The following is a 25442-nucleotide window of genomic DNA, read 5'->3' as shown; positions in this document are numbered from 1 at the left end:
CCCACCCCCCACCGAAGGATCGTCCACGATGAAGAACTGGATCAGCGCCGTCGCCGTCGCTGCGCTCGCACTGGGCCTCGCCGCCTGCAGCGATCCGTCCGCGAACGCCCCCGCGGACGCCGCGGCCGTCACCTGGGCCGACCCGGCCGCGAAGCTCGACGGGGTCAAGCTGACCCTCTGGGCGGCGCAGAACAGCAACACCGTGCCCAAGCAGGTCGTGGCGGCCTTCGAGCAGGCGACCGGTGCCTCCGTCGAGGTCGTGACGATCCCCGACCCGTACGAGCAGAGCATCCAGACCAAGGTGGCCACCGGCGACAAGCCGGACCTCGCGTTCTGGCAGCCCACCTCCTCGATGCTGACCGCCATCAACGCCAAGACCACCCTGCAGCCCCTCGACGACGCACCGTGGCTCGGCAAGCTGGCGCCGGAACTGCGGGACATCACCGGCAAGCTGGACGGCAAGCGCTACGCCGCGCTGATCACCAGCCCGGCCGTCGAAGGCGTCTACTACAACAAGGAAGTCTTCGCCGCCAACGGGATCACCGAACCGCCGAAGACCTTCGACGACATGGTCACCGCGGCCCGCGCGCTCAAGGCCAAGGGCGTCACCCCGTTCTTCGAGATGGGCGGCGACCGGTGGGCGACCCAGTGGTGGGTGCAGGTCCAGCTCGCCGACGCGGCCAAGAACGGCCTCTGGGACCGGATCAACACCAAGCAGGACACCTTCACCGGCCCGGTCGTGCTCGACACGATCAAGAAGTACCAGGCCCTGATCGACGAAGGCCTGTTCAACGCCGACATCAAGACGGCCAAGCTGGAGGACCAGAGCGCCGCGCTGCTCGACGGCAAGGCGGCGATGGCGGTGCAGGTCAACTCGTTCTTCGGGCAGTTGCAGGCCAAGGCCGACACCGCGACGCTGGACAAGAAGATCGGCTTCTTCCCGATCGCGCCGTCGGGTCAGGTCGGCACCTTCATCCCCGACCAGTCGAACGCCCTGGTCGCCTTCCGCACCGGGGACGCCAAGCGCGAGGCCGCGGCCCGGCAGCTGCTGGCGTACTGGATGGGCCCCGGCTACGCCGGCTTCGTCGCCGACCGCAAGACCGTCTCGCTCGAGCCGTCGGTCGCCAACCCGCCGGGCGTGCCCCAGGCCCTGCTCGACGTGCACAAGGCCCTGCCCACCGCGGTCGGCTCGATGCAGGCGCTCGCCGTCGCCAACCCGGACCTCTACATCAACCTCGCGGACATGATCGCCGGCACCATGACGCCGGACCAGGTGGCCAAGGCCACCCAGGACCAGTTCGCCCAGCTGGCCAAGGCGGCCGGAGCCCCGGGCTTCTGACCGGGCCGCCCCGAGGAGTCGCGCGCAATGTCCACCGCAGAACGAACGCTCGTCGTGGAGCGGCCGGCCGCCCGGCCCGCTCCACGGCCGGGCGCCCGCCCCACGAGCACCCACGGCAAGCGGACGCACCCGATGTGGTTCCTGGCACCCGCGTTCGCCATCCTGCTCGTCTTCTTCTTCCTGCCGACGCTGTTCAACTTCGTCTACGCGTTCACCGACTGGTCCGGCTTCAAGAGCTCGATCAACCCGGTCGGGCTGGACAACTTCACCCAGCTGGCGTCGGACGGCACGCTGCTGCGGGCGGTGCGGATCACGCTCGTCTACGCGGTGCTGGTCGCGGTCTTCCAGAACCTCTTCGGGTTCGTGCTCGCCGTCCTGCTCGAACGCGACAACCGGCTCAACCGCATCGCCCGGATCTTCTTCCTCGTCCCCGTGCTGATGTCGGCGCTCGCGGTCGGCTACGTCTTCCAGGCGCTCCTGAAACCGCACGGCAGCCTCAACGAGCTGATCGGCGCGGTGCTCGGGCGGACCTTCGACTACGCCTGGCTCGGGGACACCACCTGGTCGATCGTCGTGGTCGCGCTGATCCACGCGTGGAAGTGGATGGGCCTGTCGATGCTCATCTACCTGGCGGGGCTCAAGACCGTCCCGGAGGACATCCTCGAAGCCGCCCGCATCGACGGCGCCTCGCGCTGGCGCACGTTCTGGGTCGTCAAGTCGCCGCTGCTGGCGCCGGCGGTGACGTTCAACGTCGCCACCGCCCTGCTGGGATCGATGAACGGCTTCGACGTCGTCCAGGCGACCACGGGCGGCGGTCCGGCCCGGACCACGGAAATCCTCAACATCTTCATCTACCGCACCTTCGGCCAGGGCCTGTTCGCCCAGGCGACCGCGATGAGCCTGGTGCTGTTCCTGCTCGTCGCCTTCCTGGCCTTCCCGGTGATCCGCACCCTGCGCAAACGGGAGGAGATCCTGTGACCCGGCAGCGCGTCAGCGACGCCCGCCTCTGGACCCGGCTGCAGCCGGTCGTCACCACCGCGCTCGTCCTCGGGCTCATCGGGATCCCGCTCTGGCTCGTCGTGGTGACCGCCGGGAAGTCCCAGGGCGAAGCCCTCGACCCCGGCCTTTCGCTGCCCAGCCACTGGCAGCTGTTCGGGAACCTGCGGCAGGTCTGGGTCGAAGGCGAGGTACCGGCGGCGTTCTTCGGCAGCCTGCTGATCGTCGTGCCCACGGTCGCCGGGGTGCTCACCTTCGGGTCGATGGCCGCCTGGGTACTGGCCCGCCGCGCCAGCCGGCTCAACGCCGCCCTGTACGCGCTGGGCATCAGCGGCATCGTGCTGCCGCCGGCCGTCGTCACGGTGGTGCTCCTGCTCCGCCAGCTCGGGCTGGCGGGCAGTGCCATCGGCATGATCGGTGTCTACCTGGGCATCTACCTGTCCACGGTGATCTTCTTCGTGACCGGCTTCGTCCGGACCATCCCGGTGTCGCTCGAAGAGGCCGCGCAGATCGACGGCGCCGGTCCGTTCACGGTGTTCCGGCGCATTGTGCTGCCACTGCTGCGGCCGGCGCTGGCCACCGCCACCATCCTCATCTGCCTCTACGTGTGGAACGACGTCTTCTACGCCTTCTTCGTCGTCGGCGGGCGGCTCGACACCCTGCCGCTCAACCTGTTCCGCGTCGCGAGCGCAGGCCTGTACCTCAACAACTGGCACCTCATCTTCGCCTACGTGGTGCTGATGAGCCTGCCGCTGATCGTCGTCCTCGCCGTCGCCCAGCGGAAGATCATCTCGGGCATCACCAGCGGCGCCGTCAAGTGAACCCCCTCCCCATCGAAGCGGAGTCCTGATGCGACAACGACTACTGGCGGGTGCGGCCACCGCCGTCCTCGCGTTCACCACCCTGACCCCGGCCGCCACCGGCCAGGCCTCGGCGGCGGCGGAGACACTGCGCGTCGACCTCGGCTCGGCCACCGGCGCGTTCCACGGCGGTGCCACGGGCATCCTCTACGGCCTCGGCGACCCCGGGGTGCCGTCGCAGGACCTGATCGCCGGGATGCGCCCGCGCACGATCTCCCAGAAGGCACCCGACGGCGAACAGCACCCCAACGGCGACGCGCTGGCGGTGGCCGACGGCTTCTTCGCCGCCGGCGGCACCGACGTGCACATCTACGCCCAGGACACCTACAGCCGCTGGCCGTACCAGGACCTGGGCATCGACGACTACCTCGCCCGGCTCAAGCCCCAGCTGGAAAAGGTGGCGAAGCGGCCGGACCGCGACCGGTTCGTGTGGACGATCTTCAACGAACCGGACGGGATCTGGTACCAGGACTGGGCGAACAAGAAGGAGAAGTTCTTCGCCGACTGGACGAAGGTCTACCGCGCGGTGCGGTCGGTCCTGCCGAACGCCCGGATCACCGGGATCGGCGAAACCCGGTACCGCGCCGACCACCTGCGCGAATTCCTCGGCTACGCCAAGGCCAACAACGTGCTGCCCGACGTCACCACCTGGCACGAGCTCGGCCCGGACTCGCTGGCGAGCTACCGCGGCCACTACGCGGACTACCGGAACATCGAACGGTCGCTCGGCATCACGCCGCGGCCGATCAACATCAACGAGTACTCGAACCGGCGGGACACCTCGGTGCCCGGCCAGATGATCCAGTGGATCACCATGCTGGAAGACACCAAAGTGGACGGTCAGCTGGCCTACTGGTCGCTGGCGGGCAACCTCAGCGACAACGCCGTGCGCGCCGGACGCGCCAACGGCGGCTGGTGGCTCACGAAGTGGTACGCCGACCTGTCCGGTGACACGGTGCGCGTGACACCGCCGCGGCCCGACACCCGGGACTCGTTGCAGGGCCTGGCCACCGTCAACCGGAAGGACGCCAAGGCGACGGTGCTGCTCGGCGGCACGGCGGACGCGGTGAACGTCGCGCTGACCGGCCTGGACCGCAAGGTGTTCGGCGACCGGGTCGACGTGCGCGTCGCGAAGACGACCTGGTCGGGGTACGAGGGTGACGCCCAGCAGCCGCCGGTCGTGGCGGCCGCCCGTCTCCGCGTGCAGGACGGCAAGGCGACGGTTTCGGTGCCGGGCGGCGACCCGCTGGCCGCGTACCAGGTGATCGTCACCCCGGCCGGGCTCGGCACGCCGCCGGCGGTGACCGCGCCGTGGCAGGCGGGCTACGAGGCCGAGGCGGGCACCGTGGAGAACGCCCAGGTCTTCGTGCAGGACGACGGTTCGGGTTCGTGGGACATGGCCATGCGGTACATGACGTCGGGCCGCAAGGACGTCGGGGCCATGAACACCCCCGCTTCCCGCGTCACGGTGGACGTCGACGTCCCGCGCGACGGTGCCTACCGGCTGGGCGTGCTCTACGGCACCAACGCGTTCGTCGGCAGGCAGGCGCTCTACGTCGACGACGCCTACGTCCGCACCCTGACGCTGCCGGCCACCCTGAACTGGACCTACCGGGGCCGGCTGGACACGCCGCTCACGCTGAGCGCGGGCAAGCACCGCGTCTCCCTGCGCACCAGCGATCCCAGCGGGTTCCTCGGCGGCTCGTCCGACATCACGCTGGACCGCTTCGACCTGACCGAGACCACCGGCCCGGAGCGGGCGGAGTACCCGCTCGCCGACGCCCGCCGGTCCGGCGGTGCCCTCGACCACGGCGCGGGCGCGCTCCAGGTCCTGGCGCCCGGCGCGGTCGTCCTGGCTCCGGGCCAGCGCGTCACCACGTACCTGTCCGCCGCCGAAGACGGCTACTACCGCCTGTCGACGTCCTGGGCCGGCGCCGGCCGCAGCACGCTGGGACTGACGCTGTCCGGCCGCCGCGTGGCGGGCGGCGACCTGACCGCCACCGGCATCGGCGTCTGGTCGGGCAGCACGACGGTGTTCCTCAAGGCGGGCGTCACCGAAGCCGTCCTGTCCAACGAGGGCCGCACCCCGCTGGTGGCCGGCACGCTCACCCAGGTGCGCGACGCGGCGGCCGACCGGAACGCGGTCCGCGTCGAGGCCGAGTCGGGCCTGCTCGCGGGCGGAGCGGCCACGGCGACCGGCCCCTGGGCCTCCGGCGGTTCCTACGTCGGCTACCTGGGCAACGGCGGAACGCTGACCATCCCGCGCACCGGCGGCCCCGGTCAGTACGGCCTCACGGTCGTCTACGCCCAGGCGGAGAAGAACACCGGGCACCCGTACAACACGGACACCATCACCCGCACCCTGGTGGCGACGGAGGCGGGCGGCACGGTGACGCGGGCGCCCTACCGCCACAACTACACCTGGGACGGTTTCTGGCCGGAGACGTCACCGATCGACCTGGCCACGAAGGGCGGCGCCCTCACCTTCGGCAACCCCGCGGCCTGGGGCCCGAACGTCGACTGGGTGCAGCTCGCCCCGCTCGTCGTGGCGAACACGGTGACACCGCGGCGCTGACCCCGCAGGCGTCGGTTTCGTAGGGAAAGTTCCGCTTCGGCCCCTCGAAGGCGGCACTTTCCCTACGAAAGTGATCCGGAGTGCCCACTCCGGGGCACTTTCACCTGAAAGTGCCGCTTTGGCTGGCAGCAGGCGCGTTCGCCACCTTCGGTCCGTCCGGGATACGAGGCCACGGCCAGGGCAGATTTGCCCTCCTTGACCCCGTCACGGCCAGGCAATCCTGGGAGTCTTGCCCGTTTCCGGAGGGGATCCCATGCGACGGCTTTCCGTGCTGCTCTGCGCGCTTTTCCTGCTCGCCACCGCCACCCCGGCGTCGGCCGATCCGCCACCCGATCCGGTTCCGGGCGACAGACCCCCGCTCGGCATCACCTGGGCGACCGGGGATCCCTACTGCCTCTACAACTCCGGCGAAGACGTCGTGAAGGCCGCGGCGGACCAGCTGGTCAGTTCCGGGCTGCGCGACGCCGGGTACGAGTACGTCATGCTCGGCGACTGCTGGCAGGCGGCCCAGCGCGACGCCGAGGGCAGGCTGACCGCCCGCGCCACGTTCTCGCCGAGCATCCCGGCACTGGTGGACTACGTGCACTCACGCGGGCTCAAGATCGGCTTCTCCAGCGGCACCGGCGCGAAGACCTGCAGCGGCCAGGCGGCGGGCTCGCTCGGCCACGAGGACCTCGACGCGCAGACGTTCGCCGGCTGGGGCGCGGACTACCTGCGCTACGACACCTGTTACAGCGTCAACGGCGACGCGCCCGCCCGGGTCGGGAAGATGGCCGACGCCCTCAAGCGCACCGGACGGCCGATCACCCTGGAAGTCGACGACTACGACCGCAACCAGAGCCCGTGGCTGTGGGCCAGGGCAGCCGGCGCCCAGGTCTGGCGCACCTACAAGAACGCGACCTTCAACTTCGGGTACTCGACCGGCAGTCTCGACAAGCAGTACGGCCTCGGCGCCTACCCCGGCCCGGGCGGCTGGAACATGCCGGGCTCGTTCACCTTCAGCTACCTCGACACCGCGGAGCGCCAGGCCAAGCTCGGGCTGTGGGCGGTGCTCAACGCTCCGCTGGTGGCCGACATGGCGCTGGCGGCCGACACCACGCTCCCGGTCGCGGAACTGAACAACCCCGACATCATCGCCGTCGACCAGGACTGGGCGGGGGTCGCCGGGCACAAGGTCCGCGACACTGGCTGGACCGAGGTCTGGACGAAACCGATGTCCGACGGCTCGGCCGTGCTGGTGCTGTTCAACCGCGGCGAACTGGCCGCGCCGATCACCACCTCCGTGGCCGACGCCGGGCTTCCGGCGGCGCCGGGCTACCGCGTGCGCGACCTGTGGACCGGCGAGGAGACCGAGACGACCGGTGCGCTGGGCGGGACGGTCGGCCGGCACGCCGCCACCGTGCTGCGCGTCTGGCCGGCGAACACGACCGCCGCGCCGCGGACGTCGCTGACCGTCGAGCTGCCCGGCTCCGTGCCGCCGGACCGGCCGGTGACCGCCACGGTCCGGTTCACCAACGCCGGTTCGACCCCGGTCACCGGCGCCCACCTGCGGCTGACCGCGCCCGCGCAGCGGCAGTTCGACACCCCGGCCGAGGCGACCACGGCGACCGTCGGGCCCGGGGACACGTGGCACACGACGGTGACACTGCACCCGGTCTCGGCCGCGACCCAGCCGTTCAAGATGCCGGCCACCGTCACCTACACCACGGCGCACGGCGCACGGACCGCGACCGCGTCGGCCGAGGCACCGCTCATGCTCGCGCCGAACCCGCCTCACACGAACGGGTTGCTCAACACGCAGCCGTGGATCTCCAGCGAGAACGGCCTCGGCCCGGTGGAGCGCGACAGCACCGGCAACGGCCACCCGCTGACGATCAACGGCAAGACCGACGCGCACGGCGGCCTGGGCGCGCACGCGCCCTCGGTCGTGCGCTACTACCTGGGCGGCAAGTGCCGGCAGTTCACCGCGACGGTCGGTGTCGACGACCGCGGGCCGAACGGAACGCTCGGGTTCCGCGTCCTCGGCGACGGCGTCGAGCTGGAGGCGACCGGCGACCTGCGGCACGGGGACCCCGCGCAGCGCCTCGTCGTCCCGGTGACGGGCGTGCAGGTGCTCGCCCTCGCCGTCGACGACGCCGGTGACGGCTCGGCCGGGGATTGGGGCGACTGGCTGTCCCCGTACCTCAGCTGCTGAAACCCGGCCACGGCCCCGCCGCCCGCGCCGGCGGCGGGGCTCTCCACTGTGGATCCGGGCGACGGCCGCGGCCAGGGTGGCTTGCTGTCCGGGCAGGGTGACGGTGATCGGCAGTGACGACGCCGGCATCCCCGGCCTCTCCACTGGGCCGGCCGAGCATAATTCGCCCCGTTATGGGGAGCCGCCCACACGGACCGTGACCAAACTGACCGTGTCTTCCACGCCGAGGCGTCCGGCCGTGCCGATGCACGCCCATCCGCAGAGCCCATCGGAGCGGCCATAACCGTTGACAGGCAACAAAACTTCCTTCATCCGTCAGGTGACGGATGTCTGCGGCGCGCGCGACGCGAAGCATTGCTCTACGGAGTTTGAACGCTCCGGCCTCGACGCCGAGGAGGAGCGATGTCGCGTGCTACCACCACCGTCTCCACTCTGGTCATCTTCGTTCTCGCACTGAACCTGCGGCCGGCCGTGACGAGCCTGGGCGCGGCGCTGCCGGACATCTCGATCGCCGGGGGGCTCGTCGCCGCCCTGCTCGTCGCCCTGCCGCTGTGGGCGATCGGCCTCGGCGGCTGGGCAACGCCGTGGCTGTGCGGCCGGGTGGGGACGCACCGGACCGTCACCGTGGCCCTGATCGGGCTGGTGCTGTCGCTGGCCGGGCGGGTACTCGGAGGTTCGGCGGAGCTGCTGATCGGGACGGCGCTGGCGTGCCTGTCGATTGCCGTGCTCGGCACCATGCTGCCGTTGCTGGCCCAGGGTTCCGCCGCCTTCACCTTCGGGCTCGGCGTGGGCAGCACGGCCGGTGCGCTGGTCACGCCCACGGCGGTCATGTCGTCGTCGTGGCGGGTCGCCCTCGGCGTGTGGGCGACCGCGGCGCTGGTGGCCCACCAGATGTGGCGCCGCACCCCCGGTGAGTTCGTGTCGCCGCGGTCGGCGCCCGGAACGGTGTCGGCCTCCGCCCTCACCATCCACTTCGGACTCATCTCGACGGTGACGTTCCTGGTCATGGGGTGGCTCCCCGGCATCCTGCGCGACGCGGGCGTCTCCCCGACGACGGCGGGCGCGTGCCTCGCGCTGTCGATGGCCATGGGGTTGCCGATGATGTGGCTGGTTCCGGGCTGGACGCGCCGCTGGCGCAACCAGACGCTGCTCATCGTCGTCCTGGCCACGCCCAACGTGATCGGGGTGACCGGCCTGCTCCTCGCGCCCGCGGCCGCCCCGTGGCTGTGGGCCGCGGCGACCGGCACCGGCATGGGGGCCCTCGCGTTCGCCCTGACGACCATTTCGCTGCGCAGCAAGGACAGTTCGGTGGCGCTGTCCGCCGTGGTCCAGGGCGTGGGGTACGTCATCGCCGGCTTCGGCGTGCTGGTCTGCGGCTGGCTGCACACGGGCACGGGCACCTGGCAGACGCCGCTGATGCTGGTACTGGCCGTCCTGCTCGGCCAGATGGTCAGCGGGCACATCGCGGTGACGCGCCGGGCCCCCACTCCGGCGACCACCTCGCCGTTCCCCGTGCGTCCCCAGGGGGACGCTCCGGAGGTCGCTGCTTGAACCCGCGCGCGGGCACGGCCGCCCGGACATCCAGGGCGGCCGCCTTCTCGCGTACCCCGAGGGTCGGCCCGCGTACCCGGAGAGTCGGTTCGCGTACTTGGGCGGTCGGCTCGCGGATCCGCAGGGTCGGCTCCGGTGGGGCGGGTCGCGTGCCGGGAGGGCCGGCTCAGCCGGAGGCGGACTGGTGGCGGGCCGCTTCCCGGGCGATGTCGATGCGGGAATGCACGCCGAGCTTGGTCAGGATGTGGGAGACGTGCGTGCCGACCGTGCGGGGGGACAGGTACAGGCGGGCCGCGATCTGGGGGTTCGACAGGCCCTCGACCACCAGTGCGGCGATCCGGCCCTCGGTCGGGGTGAGGCTGTCCCAGCCGTGGGTGGCCTGGCGGTGCTTCACCTTCGGGCCGCGGCGGATGCCCAGCGCCCGGAACAGGGCGCGCAACCTCGACACGTCCCACTGGGCACCCAGCTCCGTGTAGACGTCGATGGCGTGGGTGAAGGCGGCCCGCGCCGAACCGCGGTCCTCGTCCGGGGCTTCGGCGAAGAAGAGTGCGGCGGCCTCCAGGGCCTTGGCCCGGGACAGTGGCCGGCCCGCGTCGGCGTAGCCGTCCGCGGCTCGCAGCAGCATCGTCCCGTCGCGTTCGAGCAGGCCGCGGCAGTACAGGGCCAGCGCGCGGCGGTGCGGCACCGCGGACTCGGCGGCGATCCCGCGGGCCCGGCTCTCGATCTCCGCCGCCGTCCGGACGTCGCCGATCGTCATCGCCAGCCGGGCGGCGTCACCCAGCCGCTCCTCCCCCGCGTCTTCGCCCGCCGGTACGGCGGTCAGCACCGCGAGCGCCCGCTCCGGTGCGCCGGCGTGCTCGAACGCCAGGCTGCGGGCCCGGACCAGGGATTCCACCACTTCGTCGCCGGCCCGTTCCGAATGCAGTGCCGCGACGTCGAGGTGGCGGCGGGCCGCGGCCGTTTCGTCGCGGTGGAAGTGGATGATCGCCGCGACGCCGTGGTCGCAGCACACCACCCCCGGGTCCTTGCGGTCGTCCGGGACGACGTCCACCTCGGCCAGCGCGTCGTCCCACCGGCCGGCTCCCAGCATCAGCTGCCCGATCGCGCTCTGGACCTGGGTCAGCCGCGCCACGCTGCCGGTGCGGTCGGCGAGTTCGCGCGCCTGCCCGGCGGCGGTGAGCGCGTCGGCGTAGCGGTCGAGCGCGCCGAAGGTGACCGACTGGTTGATGCGCAGCAGCAGGGTGAGCTCGATCAGCGTCGGGTCGCCCCGCACGATCGCCATCGCGCGCTCGAACAGCGGCAGCGCGGCAGCCCACTCGCCCCGCGTCATCGCGACTTGGCTCAGCACGTGCAACGCCCACCCCGTCGCCCAGCGGTCTTCGGCCGAGCCGAGCTCGGCCAGCGCCGCGGAAGCCGCCCGGCCGGCGGAGTCGACCTCGCCGAGGACGCGCCGGATCCGCGCGATGAGCACCAGCAACCTGGCCCGGTGCCGGGCCTGCAGCCCCGGCTGGTTCAGCGCCTCGTTGAGCGCGGGGAGCGACTCGGCGGCGCGGCCTGCCGTCCCGCGGCTCTGCACGACCGTCGTGTGCAGATCGACGCGCACGTCGGGGTCGCGGACGCGATCCAAAGCGCGGCAGGCGATCCGCTCGGCCTGCGCCACGTTGCCCACGCGGTAGTACGCGTCGGCCAGCCGGCAGGCCAGCGCGCCGGTCACCGCGTCGTCGAGCGGCGCGTCCCGCACTGCCCGTCTCAGCAGCGCGACGGCGACCACGGGTGCCTGGCCGATCAACGGCATGGCCACCTTCAGCAACCACCGCACGGCCCAGTCCGGGACCGGCACCCGAGTGTCCGTTGTGGACACCATGGGCAGCAGCTGCCGGGCCACCCGCTCGACCGGGGCACTCGCCTCGGCCAGCGCCCACGCGGCGGACTGGTGCCAGGCGACGCGGACCGCCGTCGGCATTTCGTCGTACAACGCCGTGCGGATCAACGGGTGCCGGAACTCCAGGTCGTCGCCCGCCGCCACCAGCACGCCGGCGGCGCGGGCCTCGTCGAGGGCGGGCAGCAGCTCGGCGAGCGGGGAGTTCGTCACGGTCATCAGGTCCGCGACCGAGAAGCCGACGCCGAGCAGCGCCGCCGTCCGCAGCACTTCCCGCGCCGGCTCGGTGAGGAAGTCCAGCCGGTCCGCGATCGCTTCCGGCAGGGAGTCCGGGGTGGCCGCGCCGGTCAGCTCCGCGATGCCCGCGTGGTCGACCTCCAGGCACGAGCTCCTGGTCAGCGCGTCGAGGAGTTCCGTGAGGTACAACGGATTCCCGGCGGCGCCGGCAGCCAGCTCCTCCAGCCGGGCGCCCGGTTTGCCGCCGGCCAGCGCGGCCACCAGCTCCAGCACCGCCGGTTCGGCGAGCCGGCCCAGCCGCAGCCGCTCGGCCGGCCGGACGATCCGGAAGAGCGACCGCAGGTCGTCGCGGCGCGGCACCGGCCGCAGCACGCCGATCAGCAGCAGCGGGAGCTGCCGGACCGAGCGGGCGAGCCGGCTCCACACCGCCACCGTCGTGCTGTCGGCCCACTGCAGCTCGTCGACGACCAGCACGGCCGGCCCGTCCTGGCACAGCTGGTCCACCAGCGCGATCAGCTGCTCGGCGGCCGCGGCGGCGAGGTCGGCGCCCTTGCCCGCGACGGCACCGCCGCCCAGCAGCTCGGAAACGGCGTCACGCCGGGGATCCCGCGTGACCGGCCTGATCTCCAGTGCGTCCAGCAGCGGCAGCAGCGGCAGCGCCTGGCCGAGCTCGTCACCCGCGCCCCAGAACACCTGGCAGCCCGCATCGGTGGCGGCCGCGCAGGCGGACCGGACCAGCGCGGACTTGCCGATCCCCGGCTCGCCGTCCACCAGCACGGCCCGGCCGCGGCCCGCGGCGACGTCACGGATCCACCCGGCCAGCCGGGACAGCTCGCTGTCCCGGCCGACCAGCAGCTCCGTACCGTCCGTAAGCGGTCGCACACGAGGGATTTTAGAAGTAAAACCTGTTCCCCAACAAGAGGCCCACCCGGCAGGCGGACAACTGCTGCCGTCTGTCCACACTTCGCGACACCGAAACCTCTCATTCAGCAAATCCCCCGATTCGTGATCGAAGAGTGATTCACCCGCCGGGCCCCGGTGGATCACCGGCGGCCCGCCCACCGGTTGCCGGCGACACGGACGGCCCGGACAAAGAACGGAGCAACGACCCCGGGTCCGGCGAAAAGCATTGCAACACAGGCGCACCGGCCCCACATCCATGGCGAAGAAGGCCTTCCGGTGGCGGCTACTCCGCGTCAGCAAGGTCCGGTCCATCGACGATTCGGCACTCGATCCAGCTATTGCCTGCCTTCGCAGACAACCCGCGAATACCGTGATCGGATTATTTCGCACGCCGGGTCGGCCGCGCCGGGACAAGACGGCCAATCCGTTGTTTTCCGCCCTGCCTGCCGCCCTTCAGCCACGTTTTTCGCACTCGATCGGCGACTTGGGCGAGCCCCGTGCCGAGTGGCTCGGCGATCAAAGGCCGCGCAAGATCGTCGATCAAGTATTCGTGCGGCCATTCTGGTGAAATCCCGGATGCGGCGGCATCACGCATTGTCAAGGACTGCCGGTGTCCCTACAGTGGCCCGCCTGACGCCGGGGAGTGAATCACGCACCTTCCTTGGAGCCGGTACATCAACTGTGATCTCCCCTCGAGGAGCGGACTTTGTTTGAATTCGTCAGGAGCACCGGTCGTGTTCGTGCCGCGCTGGTCTTCGCGGTCGTCACGGTCGTAACCGGTTGCGGTGCGCTCGGCGCGACCGGCACGAGTACCTCGTCGAGCGGCAGCGGGCTGGAGAAGGCGGCGCTCAAGGTGTCGATCCTGCCCACCACGGACCTCGCGCCGTTTTGGCTGGCCCAGGACGAAGGCTACTTCCAGGCCGAGGGCCTCACCGTCGAGTCCGTCATCGCCGCCAGCGGCCAGGCTTCGTTGACGAAGTCGATCTCGGGCGACGTCGACATCGCGTTCTCGACCTACCCGCCGTTCTTCACCGCGCGCAGCACCGGCGCCGCCGACATGCAACTGGTCGCCGACGCGACGTCGGTCAACGCGAAGTCCAATGCGATCGTCACGGTCCCGAATTCACCGGTGAAAACCCTCACCGACCTGGCCACCGCGAAGATCGCCATCACGGCCAAAAACACGGCTTCGGATCTTCTCACCCGTTCGGTCATGCAAGATCACAACGTCGATTTCGGCAAGGTGAAATGGGTGCTGGTCCCGCTGCCCGGCATCGCCGCGGCGCTGCAGCAGGGGCAGGCCGACGCCGCGTACCTGCCGGAGCCGTACATCACGCAGGCCGCCAAGACGGCCGGCGCGATCCCGGTGATCGACATCAACACCGGTGCGACCCAGGACTTCCCGCTGACCGGTTACGGCGCGACGCGGAAGTGGGTGAAGGAGAACCCGAAGACACTGGCCGCGTTCCAGCGCGCGTTGCAGAAGGCCACCCACGACGCCCTGTTCGACCGCGCCAAGGTCGAGCCGCTGCTGGTGCGGTTCGCCAAGATCGACGAGGACACCGCCAAGCTGCTCACCCTGCCGGGCTACGGCGCGGTCCTGGACTCCCGGCGCCTGCAACGGGTTCCGGACCTGCTGCTGCAGCTCGGCGCCATCCCGTCGCCGATCGACGTGAACTCGATGATCGGCCCACAGGCAGGCCGCTGACCGGCCGGTGTCCGCGGTGGTGCCGTCGGTGCCACGCGTCCGAGGTTCGCCGACAGCCTTCACCCGAAAGCTCCGAACCGGGCACTTTCACGTGAAAGTGCCCGCTGGGTGGAGTCCCGAGCGCCCCAATGTGGCCTTCGGTGCGTTCAACGCACCGAAGGCCGCCTTGGGTGCGTTGAACGCAACCAAGGCCACCTTGGGGCGCACCCGTCGGCGGGCGACCCCGTCCGGCAACCCCGATCATCGAACGAACTCGCGGCACGCGACGCTAGCCGAGGCTTTCGTAGGGATCGGCCGGCGGCGCCACGGGCCGGGCCTGGGCGACGTCGACGAACGGGATGGTGCCGCCGTTGACCGGGTCGCGGGCCTGCTCGGCGGAGTACACCCCGGTGACCTCGAGCCACGAATCGGGTTGCAGGACCGGTGGCACCCGGCCGGTCAGGCCGACCTTCACGGGCTGGGCGTCCGCCGCGCAGCAGTTGAGGAGCATGCGGACCAGGTACGGCGCGCCACCCTGGTCGAAGGCCACGAAGCCGGTGATGGTGACCGTCCGGCCGGCCAGCGACCGGCCGTGGTCGAAGACCGCGCGGTCCGCGTAGCCGATCACGCTCAGGCGGACGGGATTGCCGTCCGGGAGCGGGGTGACGATCCGCGGCGCGGTCACCGCCGTGCCGTCCCGCATCGCGCTGTAGGAGCCCAACGCCGGTGGGGCGGCGAGGACCAGCGCGAACACCGGCAGCACCAGCAGCCACGAGACCAGGGGTGCCGCGTCGCCCGCCGGGCGGCGCCGCGCGTACCAGACGGTCGCCACCGCCGCGATCACCAGGACCACCCCGGCCGCCAGCACCAGCGGGCGCAGCCCGGCCTTGACGTACCGCAGGTACAGCCCGGTCACGCCGGCGTGGAACAGGACACCGCCGAGGAGGAACAGCAGGATCGCCTGCACCGTCCTGTTCACAGCAGCACCGCCCCGGTCAGGACCGCGGCCAGCACGGCCACGGCGAAGGTCACCGGCGCGAACCGCAGCGCGAACCCGCGGCCGAACGTGGCGGCCTGCATGCCGAACAGCTTCAGGTCGACCATCGGGCCGACGACCAGGAACGCCAGCCGCGCCGTCGGCGAAAACTGCGTCAGCGAGGCCGCGACGAACGCGTCGGCCTCCGAACAGATCGACAGCAGCACCGCCAGCGCCGCCAGGGCCAGTACCGCCACGACCGGCTGATCGGCGGCCGCGTGCAGCCAGGTCGCGGGCACCACGGCCTTGAGGGTCGCGGCGGCCATCGCGCCGCCGACGAGGAACCCGCCCGCGTGCATGACGTCGTGCCGCACCGATCCCCAGAACGCCGCTCCCCCGGTCCCGCCGTGTCCGTGCGGACGCGGACGCAGCCACTCCGGGCGGCCGAGCCGCTGCCACAGCCAGCCCATCACGCACGCCGCCGCGAGGCTCGCGACGAACCGGGCGACGACCATCCGCGGCTGCCCGGGGAACGCGACCGCCGTCGCCGTCAGCACCACCGGGTTGATCGCGGGCGCCGACAACAGGAACGCCACCGCGGCCGAGGGGGTCACGCCGCCGCGCACGAGCGCGCCGGCCACGGGCACCGACGCACACTCGCAGCCGGGCAGGACGGCCCCGGCCAGCCCGGCCACCGGCACCGCCAGCGACGGCCGCTTCGGCAGCACGCGCGTGAAGAACGACGGCGGCACGAAGACCGCGAGCCCGGCCGAGAGCAGCACACCGAGGACGAGGAACGGCAGCGCCTGCACGACCACCGCCACGAACACCGTCATCCAGCTCTGCATGACCGGAGTGGACAGAAGCCGCCGGACCGGGCCCTGCGCCAGAAACCCGACCAGCAGGACCAAGGTCAGCACGAGGACGGGATCGACGTTCCAGCCCGGCTGTCCGTCCCGTTCCCGGCCGGCGGCGCGGCGCCGGCCCTCATCGATGGCAGCCAACGGCGATCTCCCGTACTTCCGCTCCACACCCGTGCCGGTTACACGGTTCGCGGGGCCGTCCGGTTCACCGCGGCGGCTGCCCCGGGGTGGCCCTCCCCTTCAGCGAGCCAGTTTTCGCAGCAAAGGGCCGGAAACCGGGACCGGCAGCGCCCGCAGGACCCGGACCAGCGCGGACGTCGTCCACGGGAAGGACGCGTCGGCGGGTTCCCGCCGCAGGGCCCGGACCACGTGCCGGGCGGCCTGTTCCTGGCTGATCTGGAACGGTTTCGGCAGGCCGTCGGCGCTGACGCGGGCGGTCGCCACGAAGCCGGGGTACAGCGAAGTGAAGCGGATTCCCGCGGGCGCGAGCTCGACGCGCGCCGCGTCGATCAGGATCCGCACGGCGGCCTTCGCGGCCGAATACGGGCCCTGGCGCGGGATGCCCATCAGGCCCGCCAGCGAATTCGTCTGCGCGATCAAGCCTCCGCCCTGCCGGCGCAGCTGCGCGATCAGCGGGACGAGGTAGTGCACGGTGACGTCGTAGTTCAGCGCCATCATCCGGGCGATGTCCTCGACCCGGGCCTCGGCCATGGACATGTCCGGGCCCTGGCCGACGTTGAGCAGCGCGACGTCCACCGCGCCGAACTCCGCCACCGTCCGCGCGACCACCGCGGCCGCCGCCTCCGGGTCGAGTGCGTCGGCGACGATGTCGAGGCAGGCACTCCCCGCCGCGCGGACGTCGGCCGCCACGGCCGCGAGTTCCGCCGCCCGCCGGGCGACGATCACCAGCCGGTTGCCGTGGCCGGCGACGTCGCGGGCCACCTGGGCACCGATTCCCGAGGACGCGCCGACGATCAGGATCGTCTCGTCCACCAGCCTGGCCATCGCGGTGCCTCCGGTCAGTGCGCGGTCGCGCCGAGTTCGATGATCAGCACGCCGGCCGCGATGAGCCCGACGCCGGCGGCCATCCGCCTGGTGAGGGCGTCCTTGAAGAACACCCGCGCTCCGATCGCCGTCAACGCGACACCGCAGGCCGCCCAGATGCCGTAGGCGATCCCGACCGGCATGCCCTGAGCGAGCGCGATGGTCAGCAACCCGAAGGCGCCGAGGTAGCCGGCCGCGACGGGGGCGATCCAGCGTTTCTTCTTCAGCCCCTCCGAGGCCCGCAGCGACAGCGTCGCCGCCACCTCCGCCAGGATCGCGCCGGCCAGCAACAGCCACGTCATGAGCGGACCTCGCGGTCGTGGCCGGTTTCCACCAGCACCACACCCGCGATGACCGCCGCGATCCCGATTCCGATCAGCGGGGTGAACGGCTCGGCGAACAGCACCGTACCCAGCACCGCGGTCAGTGCGACGCCCGCCGCCGCCCAGATGCCGTAGACGACTCCGATCGGGGCGCCCAGGCGCAGCAACGCCGCCAGCGCCACGAACGCACCGGCGTACCCCGCGACGGTCAGCGCCGCCCACCAGGCGTTGTCGATCGCCGCCCGCAGCGCCAGTGTCGCCGCGACCTCCAGCACGATCGCGGCGACCAGGATCGCCCATTTCCTCATCGTGGCTCCTCACCGCTCCGGGGCCGGATCGTCCGTTCGCCGCGAGCCTACGCACCGTCCCGCCGCGCTCGGCGAAGGTGAACGTGACTTTGTTTCACGTTTATCCTACGCTGAGCCGATGACACCGGGGACAGTGCTCCTGCAGGCCGAGCGGCAGGCCGTGGTCGCCGCCTGCCACGAACTGGCCGGCGCCGGGCTGCTGATCGGCACCGCCGGCAACGTCAGCGTGCGCGCCGGCGACCACGTCGCGGTGACCGCGACCGGGGTCGTGCTCGGGCGGGCCACGGCGGAGCAGGTGACCGTCGTCGACCTGGACGGGACCGTCGTCGCCGGGGAGCTCGCGCCCACGTCGGAACTGGAACTGCACCTCGGGATCTACCGCCGCTCCGGCGCCGGTGCGGTCGTGCACACGCACTCGCCGCAGGCCACCGCGGTGTCCCTCGTGCTCGACGAACTCCCGTGCGTGCACTACCAGCAGCTCCTGCTCGGCGGGGCGGTGCGGGTCGCACCGTTCGCCGTGTTCGGCAGCGACGAGCTGGCCGAGCACGTGTGGACCGCGCTGGAAGGCAAGTCGGCGGCGCTGATGGCCAACCACGGCGCCGTCGTGCACGGCCCCACGCTCCAGGCGGCGGTGGACAACGCGCTGCTGCTCGAGTGGGCCTGCGAGCTCTACCGGCACGCCGCGTCGATCGGCACCCCCCGAGTCCTGGACACCGCCCAGCAGACCGCGGTGATCGAAGCCGCCCTGCGGCGTGGCTACGGAAGTACCCGACGGATCGAGGAGGATCTGTGACGCAAACGGTGATCACGCTCGGGGCGCACGTGTTCGACGTGCAGGTCCGGCCGGTGGAAGCGATTCCGCCCGGCCAGGGCGCGGCCCTGGTCGAGCAGATCCGGTTCGGCCCGGCCGGGACCGCGGCCGGCACCGCGCTGACGCTGGCCAAGCTCGGCGCCGCGGTCCGCACCGCCGGCGCGATCGGCACCGACCCGATCGGCGACCTGCTGCTGGCCATGCTGACCCGGTACGGGATCGACACCTCGCTGGTGGTCCGCCGCGAGGACGTGCAGACCTCGGCGTCGGTGCTGCCCATCCGCCCGGACGGCAGCCGGCCCGCCTTCCACGTCCCGGGCGCCAACCTCACCTACGGGCCCGACGACATCGCGCAGGCCGAAGTCGCCCAGGCCACGCACCTGCACCTGGGCGCCCCCGAGCTGATGGGCGGGGAGAACGCGGCGAAGATCCTCTCCCCCGCCCGGGCGGCCGGGGTGGTCACCTCGGCCGACCTGCTCGCCCCCGGCGACCCCGGCATCCTGGCCTGGATCGCGCCCGCGCTGCCCCACCTCGACTACCTGCTGCCCAACGAGCAGCAGGTCCTCGGGCTCACCGGCGCCGAGACCCTCGAAGACGGCGCTCGTGCGTTGCTCGGCCAGGGCGTCGGCTGTGTCGCCGTCACGCGGGAGGCCCGCGGTGCCCTGGTGATCACCGCGGACGAGGTGATCGCCGTGCCCGCGTTCGCGGTCGACGTCGTCGACACCACCGGCTGCGGTGACGCGTTCTCCGCCGGCTTCCTGCGCGGCATCGGGCTCGACCGTTCCCCGCGGGAGGCCGCGGTGCTCGGCTCGGCCGCCGCGGCCCTGGTCGCCCAGGGACTGGGCAGCGACCACGGCGAGTTCGACCTGGCCGCCGCCGACGCGTTCGCCGCGGCCACACCCACGCTGGAGGCCGCCGATGCGCCGCACTGACGTCGTCGTGGTCGGCGCGGGCCTGGCCGGGCTCACCACCGCCCGCGAGCTGACGGCGGCCGGCCGGGACGTGGTCGTCCTGGAGGCCCGCGACCGGGTCGGCGGCCGCACCGTGAACCACGACCTCGGCGACGGCAAGGTCGTGGAAGCGGGCGGGCAGTTCGTCGGCCCGACGCAGGACCACATCCTCGCGCTGGCCAAGCAGGTCGGCGTCGAGACGTTCCCCGCCTTCACCTGGGGAGCGTCGGTCTACGTCAACGGCGACCGGGCCCGCCGGTACCGCGGCGACATCCCGCCCGACCCGCTCGCGCTGCCCGACCTCGGGATCGCCATGCGCCGGATCAACCAGCTGGCCGGGAAGATCCCCCTCGACGCGCCGTGGCGCGCGCCCAAGGCACGGGCGTGGGACAGCATGACGTTCGAAAGCTGGATCCGGCACACCACGGCGGGCGCCGGGGCACTGGACCTGGTCAACGTGCTGCTCGGCTCGGCCTACGGCGGCAGTGCCGCCAACGCCTCACTGCTCTACAGCCTCTGGTACATCGCCGGCTTCGGCAACGAAACCACCCCCGGAACGGTCGAACGCGGCATCGGCGTCACCGGCGGCGCCCAGGAATCCCGCTTCGCCGGCGGCTCCCAGCTGATCTCGCAGCGCATCGGCGACGAGCTCGACGGACGCGTGGTGCTCGGCTCGCCGGTGCGGGCGATCGAGCAGGACGACGGCCGGGTGACCGTGAAGTCCGATGTGGACACCTGGAGCGCACGGCACGTCGTCGTCGCCGTCCCGCCCGCGCTGGCCGCCCGGATCTCCTGGCGCCCCCTGCTGCCCCCGCAGCAGGACGCGCTGTTCTCCCGGATGACCTTCGGCGCGCTGATGAAGTGCGAAGCCGTGTACCCCGAGCCGTTCTGGCGCGCCGACGGGCTCAACGGCCAGGCGGTGTTCCGGCACGGCTCCCCGATCTGTTCCATGTGGGACAACTCCCCGCCCGACGGCAAGCCGGGTGTCCTCATGGGCTTCCTCGGCGGCCCGCAGTGGCACACCTGGGCGGCCCGGCCGCCCCGCGAACGACGTGCCGCCGTCCTGCGCGCCTTCGCCGCCGCCGTCGGGAAACCGGCGCTGAGCCCGGTGGACTACTTCGAACAGGACTGGGTCGGCGAGGAATGGACCCGCGGCGGACCGACGTCCGTGCCCGGGCCCGGCGTGCTGACCGAGCTCGGCCCGTGGCGCGACCGGCCGTTCGGCCGCGTGCACTGGGCAGGCGCCGAGCACTCGGATCACTGGAACGGATACATGGACGGCGCGGTCCGCTCCGGCGAAACCGCCGCCCGCGCCGTCCTCGGCCACGAGTAGAGGGGACGATGGTGCGCGACTACACCGTTTCCGAGCAGGCGATCATCCCGCACCCGGTGCGGCGGGTGTGGGAGGTGATCTCCGCGACCCACCGCTACGCCGAATGGGTCCCGACCGTCCTCGAGGTGACCGAACACCACGGCACCGCGGAGATCGGCCGGACCTACCGCGAGCACAACAAGTCACTCGGCCCGCTGACCACCCGGTCGACCTGGACGGTCCGTGAAATCGAGCCGCTCACCCGCCGCGTCGACACGGGCGTCGGCTTCGCCCCGCTGCAGGACCTGACCAACGTCTTCGAGTTCGAGCCGATCACCCGCGGCGACGGGACGGAAAACACGATCATGACGTACGCCGTCCACTACCGCCTCGGCCTCGGGCCGCTCGGTCCGCTGGTGCACCGCGTCGTCGCCGCGGGACTCCGCGCCGACATGACCCGCGCGATGGACAACCTCGCCGACATCATCCTCGCCGAGGGGGTGCACCCTTAGGACGCGCCGCCGCCTCGGGCCGAACACGTGCAACCCGGCGGCCCTCGGTTCCGTCCAGGGATCGACGGAGCCGAGGGAGGCACTCATGCGCAGGTGGTCCGCTGTTCCGGCCGTGGCGCTCGTCGTCCTGAGCGTCGTGGCCTGCGGCAGCAACGCCCGGCCCGGCTCGGCGTCGGCGCTGTGCTCGGCCTCCTACGAGCCCCGCGAACTCGTCGGCAGCGGGCCGCGGTACCCGGACTTGCCCGCCAGTCCGGGCCGCGTGCCCTCCGAAAGCCGCACCACCGACGCGGCCGCCATCAGGAAGATCGCCGCGGCCGCGTGCGCGTTGCCGGAGCCGCCGTCGGACCTGGCCTGCACCGCCGACTTGGGGCCCAGCTACGAACTCCGGTTCCTCGACGCCCAAGGCCGGTCGACGACGCTCACCGCCGCGAGTCACGGCTGCCAGTTCGTCGAAGGCCTGGGAACCCGGCGGTACGACGCGAGGCCGCTCTGGGACGCCTTGGCCGCCGCCGGGCTCCCCGCAGCACAGCGCCGCTGACGCTCACTGTCCACACGCGTCAACTGTGGTGGGTCACGCCTCAGGTGGCCGGCGGGACGACGATCGCCTTGCCGTGCACCTCGCCCGCGGCGGCCCGGGCGTGCAGTGACGGCAGCTCGGCCAGCGGCACCCGCTCGGCGACGTCGATGCGCAGCTCGCCGCGGTCGACCAGGGCCACCAGCTTCGCCAGCTGGTCGGCGTCGCTGCGGACGAACAGGTCGATACCGCGCACGCCGCGCTCTTCGTCGGACGGCGCGGGCATCCACACCGTCGTGTTGACCAGGGCACCGCCCGGGCGGACCACCGCGACCAGCGCGGCCAGCTGGTCCGGGGTGACCGGGGCGAGGTTGAGCACGACGTCGACCAGCTCGGTCACCGCCGTCGTCACCTCGGTGGTGGTGTGGTCGACGACTTCGTCGGCGATCTTGACCGCGTCGCCGCCGCGGGGGCCGGCGACCGCGATGACGTGGGCGCCGGCGTTCTTGGCCAGCTGCACGGCGTAGCCGCCGACCGCGCCGCCGGCGCCGTTGATCAGCACGCGCTGCCCGGCCGTCAGCTTGCCGTGGTCGAACAGCGCCTGGTAAGCGGTGAGACCCACCAGCGGCAACGCGGCGGCGTCAGCCGGCGGGAGGGTCTTCGGGGCCGCCACCAGCATTTCGGCGGGAGCGAGGACGTACTCCGCGGCGGCGCCGGGTTTGTCCATCGGCAGGAAGCCGACGACCTGGTCACCGACCGCGAGGCCGTCCAGTCCCTCCCCGAGGGCGTCGACCGTGCCGGCGACGTCGAGGCCGGGCGTGTGCGGCAGCACGACCGGGATCGGCCCCTGCATGAAGCCGGCCCGGATGTTGCCGTCGACCGGGTTGAACGACGTCGCGGCGACCCGGATCCGGACCTGTCCGGCGACCCGGATCCGGACCTGTCCGGCGCCGGGGACGGGCAGGTCCACGTCCTCGTAGCGCAGGACGCCGGGATCGCCGTACTCGTGGAACCGCACTGCCTTCATCGAGCTTTCTCGCTTTCGTCGGTGATCCACACGGGTCCCCAGGATCGCGGCCCCGGAGCGGATCAGCCTGGGCCGGCTTGGCCCACCCTGACGACGGACGGCGCACCGGAGGCGCTGACGACCTCGCCGAGCCGGGCCGCGTCGGCCGAGCCCGGTGCCGCGGTGAGGACCACCGCCATCAGGCCGTCCCCCGGCACCTCGAGCAGGGCGCCGTCGAGTGTGATGTCACCACCGTCCGGATGCCGGAACACGGCCCGGTTTTCGTATGAGCCAACCGGTTCCGAGGCACGCCACAAGGTGTCGAACGGCCGGCTCGTGCTCCGCAGCTCGTCGACGAGCTCGGCGAGCGAGGCGTCGCCGGGGTAGCGCAAGGAGGTGTCCCGCAGCCGGGCGGCGAGCATCGCCCGGAACCCGGCCGCGCGCTCGTCGGTGCGGCTGATCCCGCGGGGTGCGTCGCGGAACGTGCGCCAGGCGACGTTCCAGTCCCTGGCGTGCCCGGCCGGGCCGCCGGCCTGCAGCGCGAGCCACGCCCCGTTGACGGCGAGCACGTTCCACGCCGGGTCGGCCAGGAACGCGGGGGTGCCGCCGAACCGTTCCAGCAGCCGCAGGGCCGCCGCCCCGGCCTCCCGCGGCACCTGCCCGTCCACCGCGGCGTACCCGGCCAGCGCGCAGAGCCGCTCGTAGTCCGCCCGCCCGAGCCGCAGCGCCCCGGCGATGGCGGTCACCACTCCGGCCGACGGGTGACGGCGCCCCTGCTCCAGGCGCCGCACGTAGTCCGCGGAGACGCCGGCCAGCTCGGCGAGCTCCTCCCGCCGCAACCCCCGGGTCCGCCGCCGTCCACCCGGCAGCCCGGCCGCGGCCGGGTCGGTGTTTTCCCGCAGCCGGCGCACCGCGGCGCCGAGATCGTGCAAGGCCATAACACCCAGGATGCCCCCGGGCCCCGCCCCCCGATCACGCGAGATCCGCCCCCGATCACGCGAGATCCGCGCCTGATCACGCGAGATCCGCGCCTGATCACGCGAGTGACGCGTACCGGAACCCGGCGGACCGTGCCGGCGAGGGTGGCACGGTCCGCCCGGCCACAGTGGACGGTGCGCCGGCTCAGCTCACCTGCAGGTCGATGCAGGCGTAGAACGCGTTCGCCGTGTCCGCGATGTTCCACACCGCCAGGACGGTCTGGCGGCCCGTGTGGTTGCCCAGGTTCACCGGGTGCGCGACCGTCGACGGCGGCTGCTGGTTGTTGCCGCTCACTTCCGCGATCTTCTGACCACCGATGAAGTACTGGTAGTTCGACGTGCGGTGGCGGGCCGTGAAGGTCCAGGTGAAGGTCACCGTGCGGCCGACCTTCGCGGCGCGCCAGCCCTTGCCGTTGTCGTTGAGCTCGGCGAACTGGGCCACGCCGCCGTTGCAGGACCGCAGGCCCTTGGGTCCTTCGACGCTCTGGGGCTCGTACTGGATCTGCCCGCACGGCACGACGTGCTGGGCGCACTGCGCCTGCCGGCTGGCCGGCGAGCTGACGTAGCCGTGCGCGCTCGCGATCCCGGCGGGGTTGAGCACCACCAGCACCGGGGCGAGCAGGACACCCGCCGCGGCCGCGATCAGTTTGCGGTTCATGCCAAGCTCCTTCGGGGACAGGCTCGCCTCCCGCCGCCGGGCACGGCGAGGCCGCGGCCCCGGCCTCGCTGGGAGGTCCGCCGCGACGGGAAGGGTTACGAGCGAAGGAAAATTGTGGTCTAGACCATACGGCGAATCGTTACGCAGGTCAACGGCCGGCCAAGTCGCAGTCGGTGTTGGTAAGGCGCCAACCGTCCCCCGCTGTTCCGGTGAGCGGGACCGCGGCGGCGAGTCCGGCGGCGAGGCGGCGGGCGCGTGCCTCTAGGATCACGCCGGTGACCACCTACGACGACACGTTCGAGCACCTCGACCCCTCGGCGCTGCCGGAGCGGCAGCAGCGGATCCTGGTCGCGATCCGGGACTGGGCGGTTCAGCACGGCTACTCCCCCAGCACGCGGGAGATCGGCGAGGCCGTCGGCCTGCAGTCGACGTCGTCGGTGTCGAAGCACCTGGCGAGCCTCGAAGACAAAGGCTTCCTGCGCCGCGGGGCCACCGTGTCGCGCCCGATCGACGTGCGAGCGTTCCTGCACGGCCCGGCTTCCGCCGAGGACGGCGACTCGGTGCCGGTGCCCGTGGTCGGCGACATCGCGGCCGGCACACCGATTTCGGCGATCGAGCACACCGACGACGTCCTCAAGCTCCCCCGCGACCTCACCGGCCGCGGCACGGTGTTCGGCCTGCGCGTCCGCGGCGACTCGATGATCGACGCGGCCATCTGCGACGGCGACATCGTCGTGGTCAAGCAGCAGTCCGAGGCCCATTCCGGCCAGATCGTCGCGGCGATGATCGACGAAGAGGCGACCGTCAAGGTCTACCGCCGCCGCGACGGCCACGTGTACCTCGAACCCCGCAACCCGGCCTACGACGTCATCGACGGCGACCGCGCGGTGATCCTCGGCGCGGTCGTGTCGGTGCTGCGGAGCGTCTGACCCACCAGGTGACGACGCGGGTGGCGAGCCCGGAAAGC

The 25442-nt window shown here is 72.2% G+C and carries 23 protein-coding genes; 14 read left to right on the top strand and 9 right to left on the bottom strand.

The features are described 5' to 3' along the window. Positions 1 to 28 precede the first annotated feature (28 nt). The 6 genes from ACLJQE_RS35465 to ACLJQE_RS35440 all read left to right on the top strand — a co-directional run bounded on the left by ACLJQE_RS35465 (position 29) and on the right by ACLJQE_RS35440 (position 9515). Entirely contained in the window at positions 29 to 1339 is a 1311-nt protein-coding gene (locus ACLJQE_RS35465; RefSeq protein ID WP_410643912.1) for an ABC transporter substrate-binding protein, read from the top strand. 27 nt (positions 1340 to 1366) lie between these two features. Next, complete coding sequence (locus ACLJQE_RS35460; protein WP_410643911.1) at positions 1367 to 2317, top strand: carbohydrate ABC transporter permease; 951 nt, start codon at positions 1367 to 1369, stop codon at positions 2315 to 2317. After that, positions 2314 to 3156: a carbohydrate ABC transporter permease gene (locus ACLJQE_RS35455; protein WP_410643910.1), complete on the top strand. Its 843-nt coding sequence runs from the start codon at positions 2314 to 2316 to the stop codon at positions 3154 to 3156. The genes ACLJQE_RS35460 and ACLJQE_RS35455 overlap by 4 nt, the downstream gene beginning before the upstream one ends. A 28-nt stretch (positions 3157 to 3184) precedes the next feature. After that, the gene (locus tag ACLJQE_RS35450) at positions 3185 to 5770 is read left to right on the top strand and encodes a hypothetical protein (RefSeq protein ID WP_410643909.1); all 2586 of its coding nucleotides are present in this window, start codon (positions 3185 to 3187) and stop codon (positions 5768 to 5770) included. Between the two features lie 253 nt (positions 5771 to 6023). Beyond that, a complete protein-coding gene (locus tag ACLJQE_RS35445) occupies positions 6024 to 7964 on the top strand; it encodes an NPCBM/NEW2 domain-containing protein (protein WP_410643908.1) in 1941 nt (646 codons plus the stop codon). A 402-nt stretch (positions 7965 to 8366) separates the two neighbouring features. Continuing rightward, positions 8367 to 9515, top strand: a complete 1149-nt coding sequence (locus tag ACLJQE_RS35440) for an MFS transporter (RefSeq protein WP_410643907.1) — start codon at positions 8367 to 8369, stop codon at positions 9513 to 9515. A 166-nt stretch (positions 9516 to 9681) separates the two neighbouring features. Here ACLJQE_RS35440 and ACLJQE_RS35435 read toward each other — a convergent pair whose 3' ends face one another. Further along, on the bottom strand, positions 9682 to 12513 hold the full coding sequence (locus ACLJQE_RS35435) for a helix-turn-helix transcriptional regulator (RefSeq protein WP_410643906.1): 2832 nt from the start codon (positions 12511 to 12513) through the stop codon (positions 9682 to 9684). Between the two features lie 277 nt (positions 12514 to 12790). Between ACLJQE_RS35435 and ACLJQE_RS35430 the strand changes: the two genes are divergently transcribed. Both ACLJQE_RS35430 and ACLJQE_RS35425 read left to right on the top strand, forming a co-directional pair. Continuing rightward, entirely contained in the window at positions 12791 to 13102 is a 312-nt protein-coding gene (locus tag ACLJQE_RS35430; RefSeq protein ID WP_410643905.1) for a hypothetical protein, read from the top strand. Between the two features lie 138 nt (positions 13103 to 13240). Then, positions 13241 to 14242, top strand: coding sequence for an ABC transporter substrate-binding protein (locus ACLJQE_RS35425; protein WP_410643904.1), 1002 nt, complete (start codon positions 13241 to 13243; stop codon positions 14240 to 14242). A gap of 268 nt (positions 14243 to 14510) precedes the next feature. On the opposite strand, the gene ACLJQE_RS35420 is transcribed toward ACLJQE_RS35425, so the two are convergent. The 5 genes from ACLJQE_RS35420 to ACLJQE_RS35400 form a co-directional block, all read right to left on the bottom strand. Beyond that, complete coding sequence (locus tag ACLJQE_RS35420; RefSeq protein WP_410643903.1) at positions 14511 to 15200, bottom strand: TIGR03943 family putative permease subunit; 690 nt, start codon at positions 15198 to 15200, stop codon at positions 14511 to 14513. Next, entirely contained in the window at positions 15197 to 16201 is a 1005-nt protein-coding gene (locus ACLJQE_RS35415) for a permease (protein WP_410643902.1), read from the bottom strand. The genes ACLJQE_RS35420 and ACLJQE_RS35415 overlap by 4 nt, the downstream gene beginning before the upstream one ends. 99 nt (positions 16202 to 16300) lie before the next feature. Further along, the gene (locus ACLJQE_RS35410) at positions 16301 to 17065 is read right to left on the bottom strand and encodes an SDR family NAD(P)-dependent oxidoreductase (protein ID WP_410643901.1); all 765 of its coding nucleotides are present in this window, start codon (positions 17063 to 17065) and stop codon (positions 16301 to 16303) included. A gap of 14 nt (positions 17066 to 17079) precedes the next feature. Then, positions 17080 to 17406 carry a DMT family transporter gene (locus ACLJQE_RS35405; protein ID WP_410643900.1) on the bottom strand — a complete coding sequence of 109 codons (327 nt, stop codon included), beginning with the start codon at positions 17404 to 17406 and terminating at the stop codon, positions 17080 to 17082. Continuing rightward, entirely contained in the window at positions 17403 to 17735 is a 333-nt protein-coding gene (locus ACLJQE_RS35400) for a DMT family transporter (protein ID WP_410643899.1), read from the bottom strand. The genes ACLJQE_RS35405 and ACLJQE_RS35400 overlap by 4 nt, the downstream gene beginning before the upstream one ends. Positions 17736 to 17868: 133 nt before the next feature. Between ACLJQE_RS35400 and ACLJQE_RS35395 the strand changes: the two genes are divergently transcribed. From ACLJQE_RS35395 to ACLJQE_RS35375, 5 genes are all read left to right on the top strand, one after another. Then, entirely contained in the window at positions 17869 to 18528 is a 660-nt protein-coding gene (locus ACLJQE_RS35395; protein WP_410643951.1) for a class II aldolase/adducin family protein, read from the top strand. Further along, positions 18525 to 19478 carry a carbohydrate kinase family protein gene (locus tag ACLJQE_RS35390; protein WP_410643898.1) on the top strand — a complete coding sequence of 318 codons (954 nt, stop codon included), beginning with the start codon at positions 18525 to 18527 and terminating at the stop codon, positions 19476 to 19478. The genes ACLJQE_RS35395 and ACLJQE_RS35390 overlap by 4 nt, the downstream gene beginning before the upstream one ends. Then, positions 19465 to 20829, top strand: a complete 1365-nt coding sequence (locus tag ACLJQE_RS35385; protein ID WP_410643897.1) for a flavin monoamine oxidase family protein — start codon at positions 19465 to 19467, stop codon at positions 20827 to 20829. The genes ACLJQE_RS35390 and ACLJQE_RS35385 overlap by 14 nt, the downstream gene beginning before the upstream one ends. Before the next feature lie 11 nt (positions 20830 to 20840). Continuing rightward, the gene (locus ACLJQE_RS35380) at positions 20841 to 21320 is read left to right on the top strand and encodes an SRPBCC family protein (protein ID WP_410643896.1); all 480 of its coding nucleotides are present in this window, start codon (positions 20841 to 20843) and stop codon (positions 21318 to 21320) included. Between the two features lie 85 nt (positions 21321 to 21405). Continuing rightward, positions 21406 to 21858, top strand: coding sequence for a hypothetical protein (locus tag ACLJQE_RS35375; RefSeq protein ID WP_410643895.1), 453 nt, complete (start codon positions 21406 to 21408; stop codon positions 21856 to 21858). 40 nt (positions 21859 to 21898) lie between these two features. Here ACLJQE_RS35375 and ACLJQE_RS35370 read toward each other — a convergent pair whose 3' ends face one another. The 3 genes from ACLJQE_RS35370 to ACLJQE_RS35360 all read right to left on the bottom strand — a co-directional run bounded on the left by ACLJQE_RS35370 (position 21899) and on the right by ACLJQE_RS35360 (position 24475). Further along, a complete protein-coding gene (locus tag ACLJQE_RS35370) occupies positions 21899 to 22861 on the bottom strand; it encodes an NADP-dependent oxidoreductase (protein WP_410643894.1) in 963 nt (320 codons plus the stop codon). 62 nt (positions 22862 to 22923) lie between these two features. Further along, positions 22924 to 23778, bottom strand: a complete 855-nt coding sequence (locus tag ACLJQE_RS35365) for a helix-turn-helix domain-containing protein (protein WP_410643893.1) — start codon at positions 23776 to 23778, stop codon at positions 22924 to 22926. Between the two features lie 184 nt (positions 23779 to 23962). Further along, positions 23963 to 24475: a lytic polysaccharide monooxygenase auxiliary activity family 9 protein gene (locus tag ACLJQE_RS35360; RefSeq protein ID WP_410643892.1), complete on the bottom strand. Its 513-nt coding sequence runs from the start codon at positions 24473 to 24475 to the stop codon at positions 23963 to 23965. Positions 24476 to 24750: 275 nt separating this feature from the next. On the opposite strand from ACLJQE_RS35360, the gene lexA reads away from it, so the two are divergent. After that, on the top strand, positions 24751 to 25404 hold the full coding sequence (lexA, locus tag ACLJQE_RS35355; protein ID WP_410643891.1) for a transcriptional repressor LexA: 654 nt from the start codon (positions 24751 to 24753) through the stop codon (positions 25402 to 25404). Positions 25405 to 25442 lie beyond the last annotated feature (38 nt).

The organism is Amycolatopsis sp. lyj-346, from assembly GCF_046548975.1.
Lineage (GTDB): Bacteria > Actinomycetota > Actinomycetes > Mycobacteriales > Pseudonocardiaceae > Amycolatopsis.
This window is presented reverse-complemented; position numbering and strand designations above follow the sequence as displayed.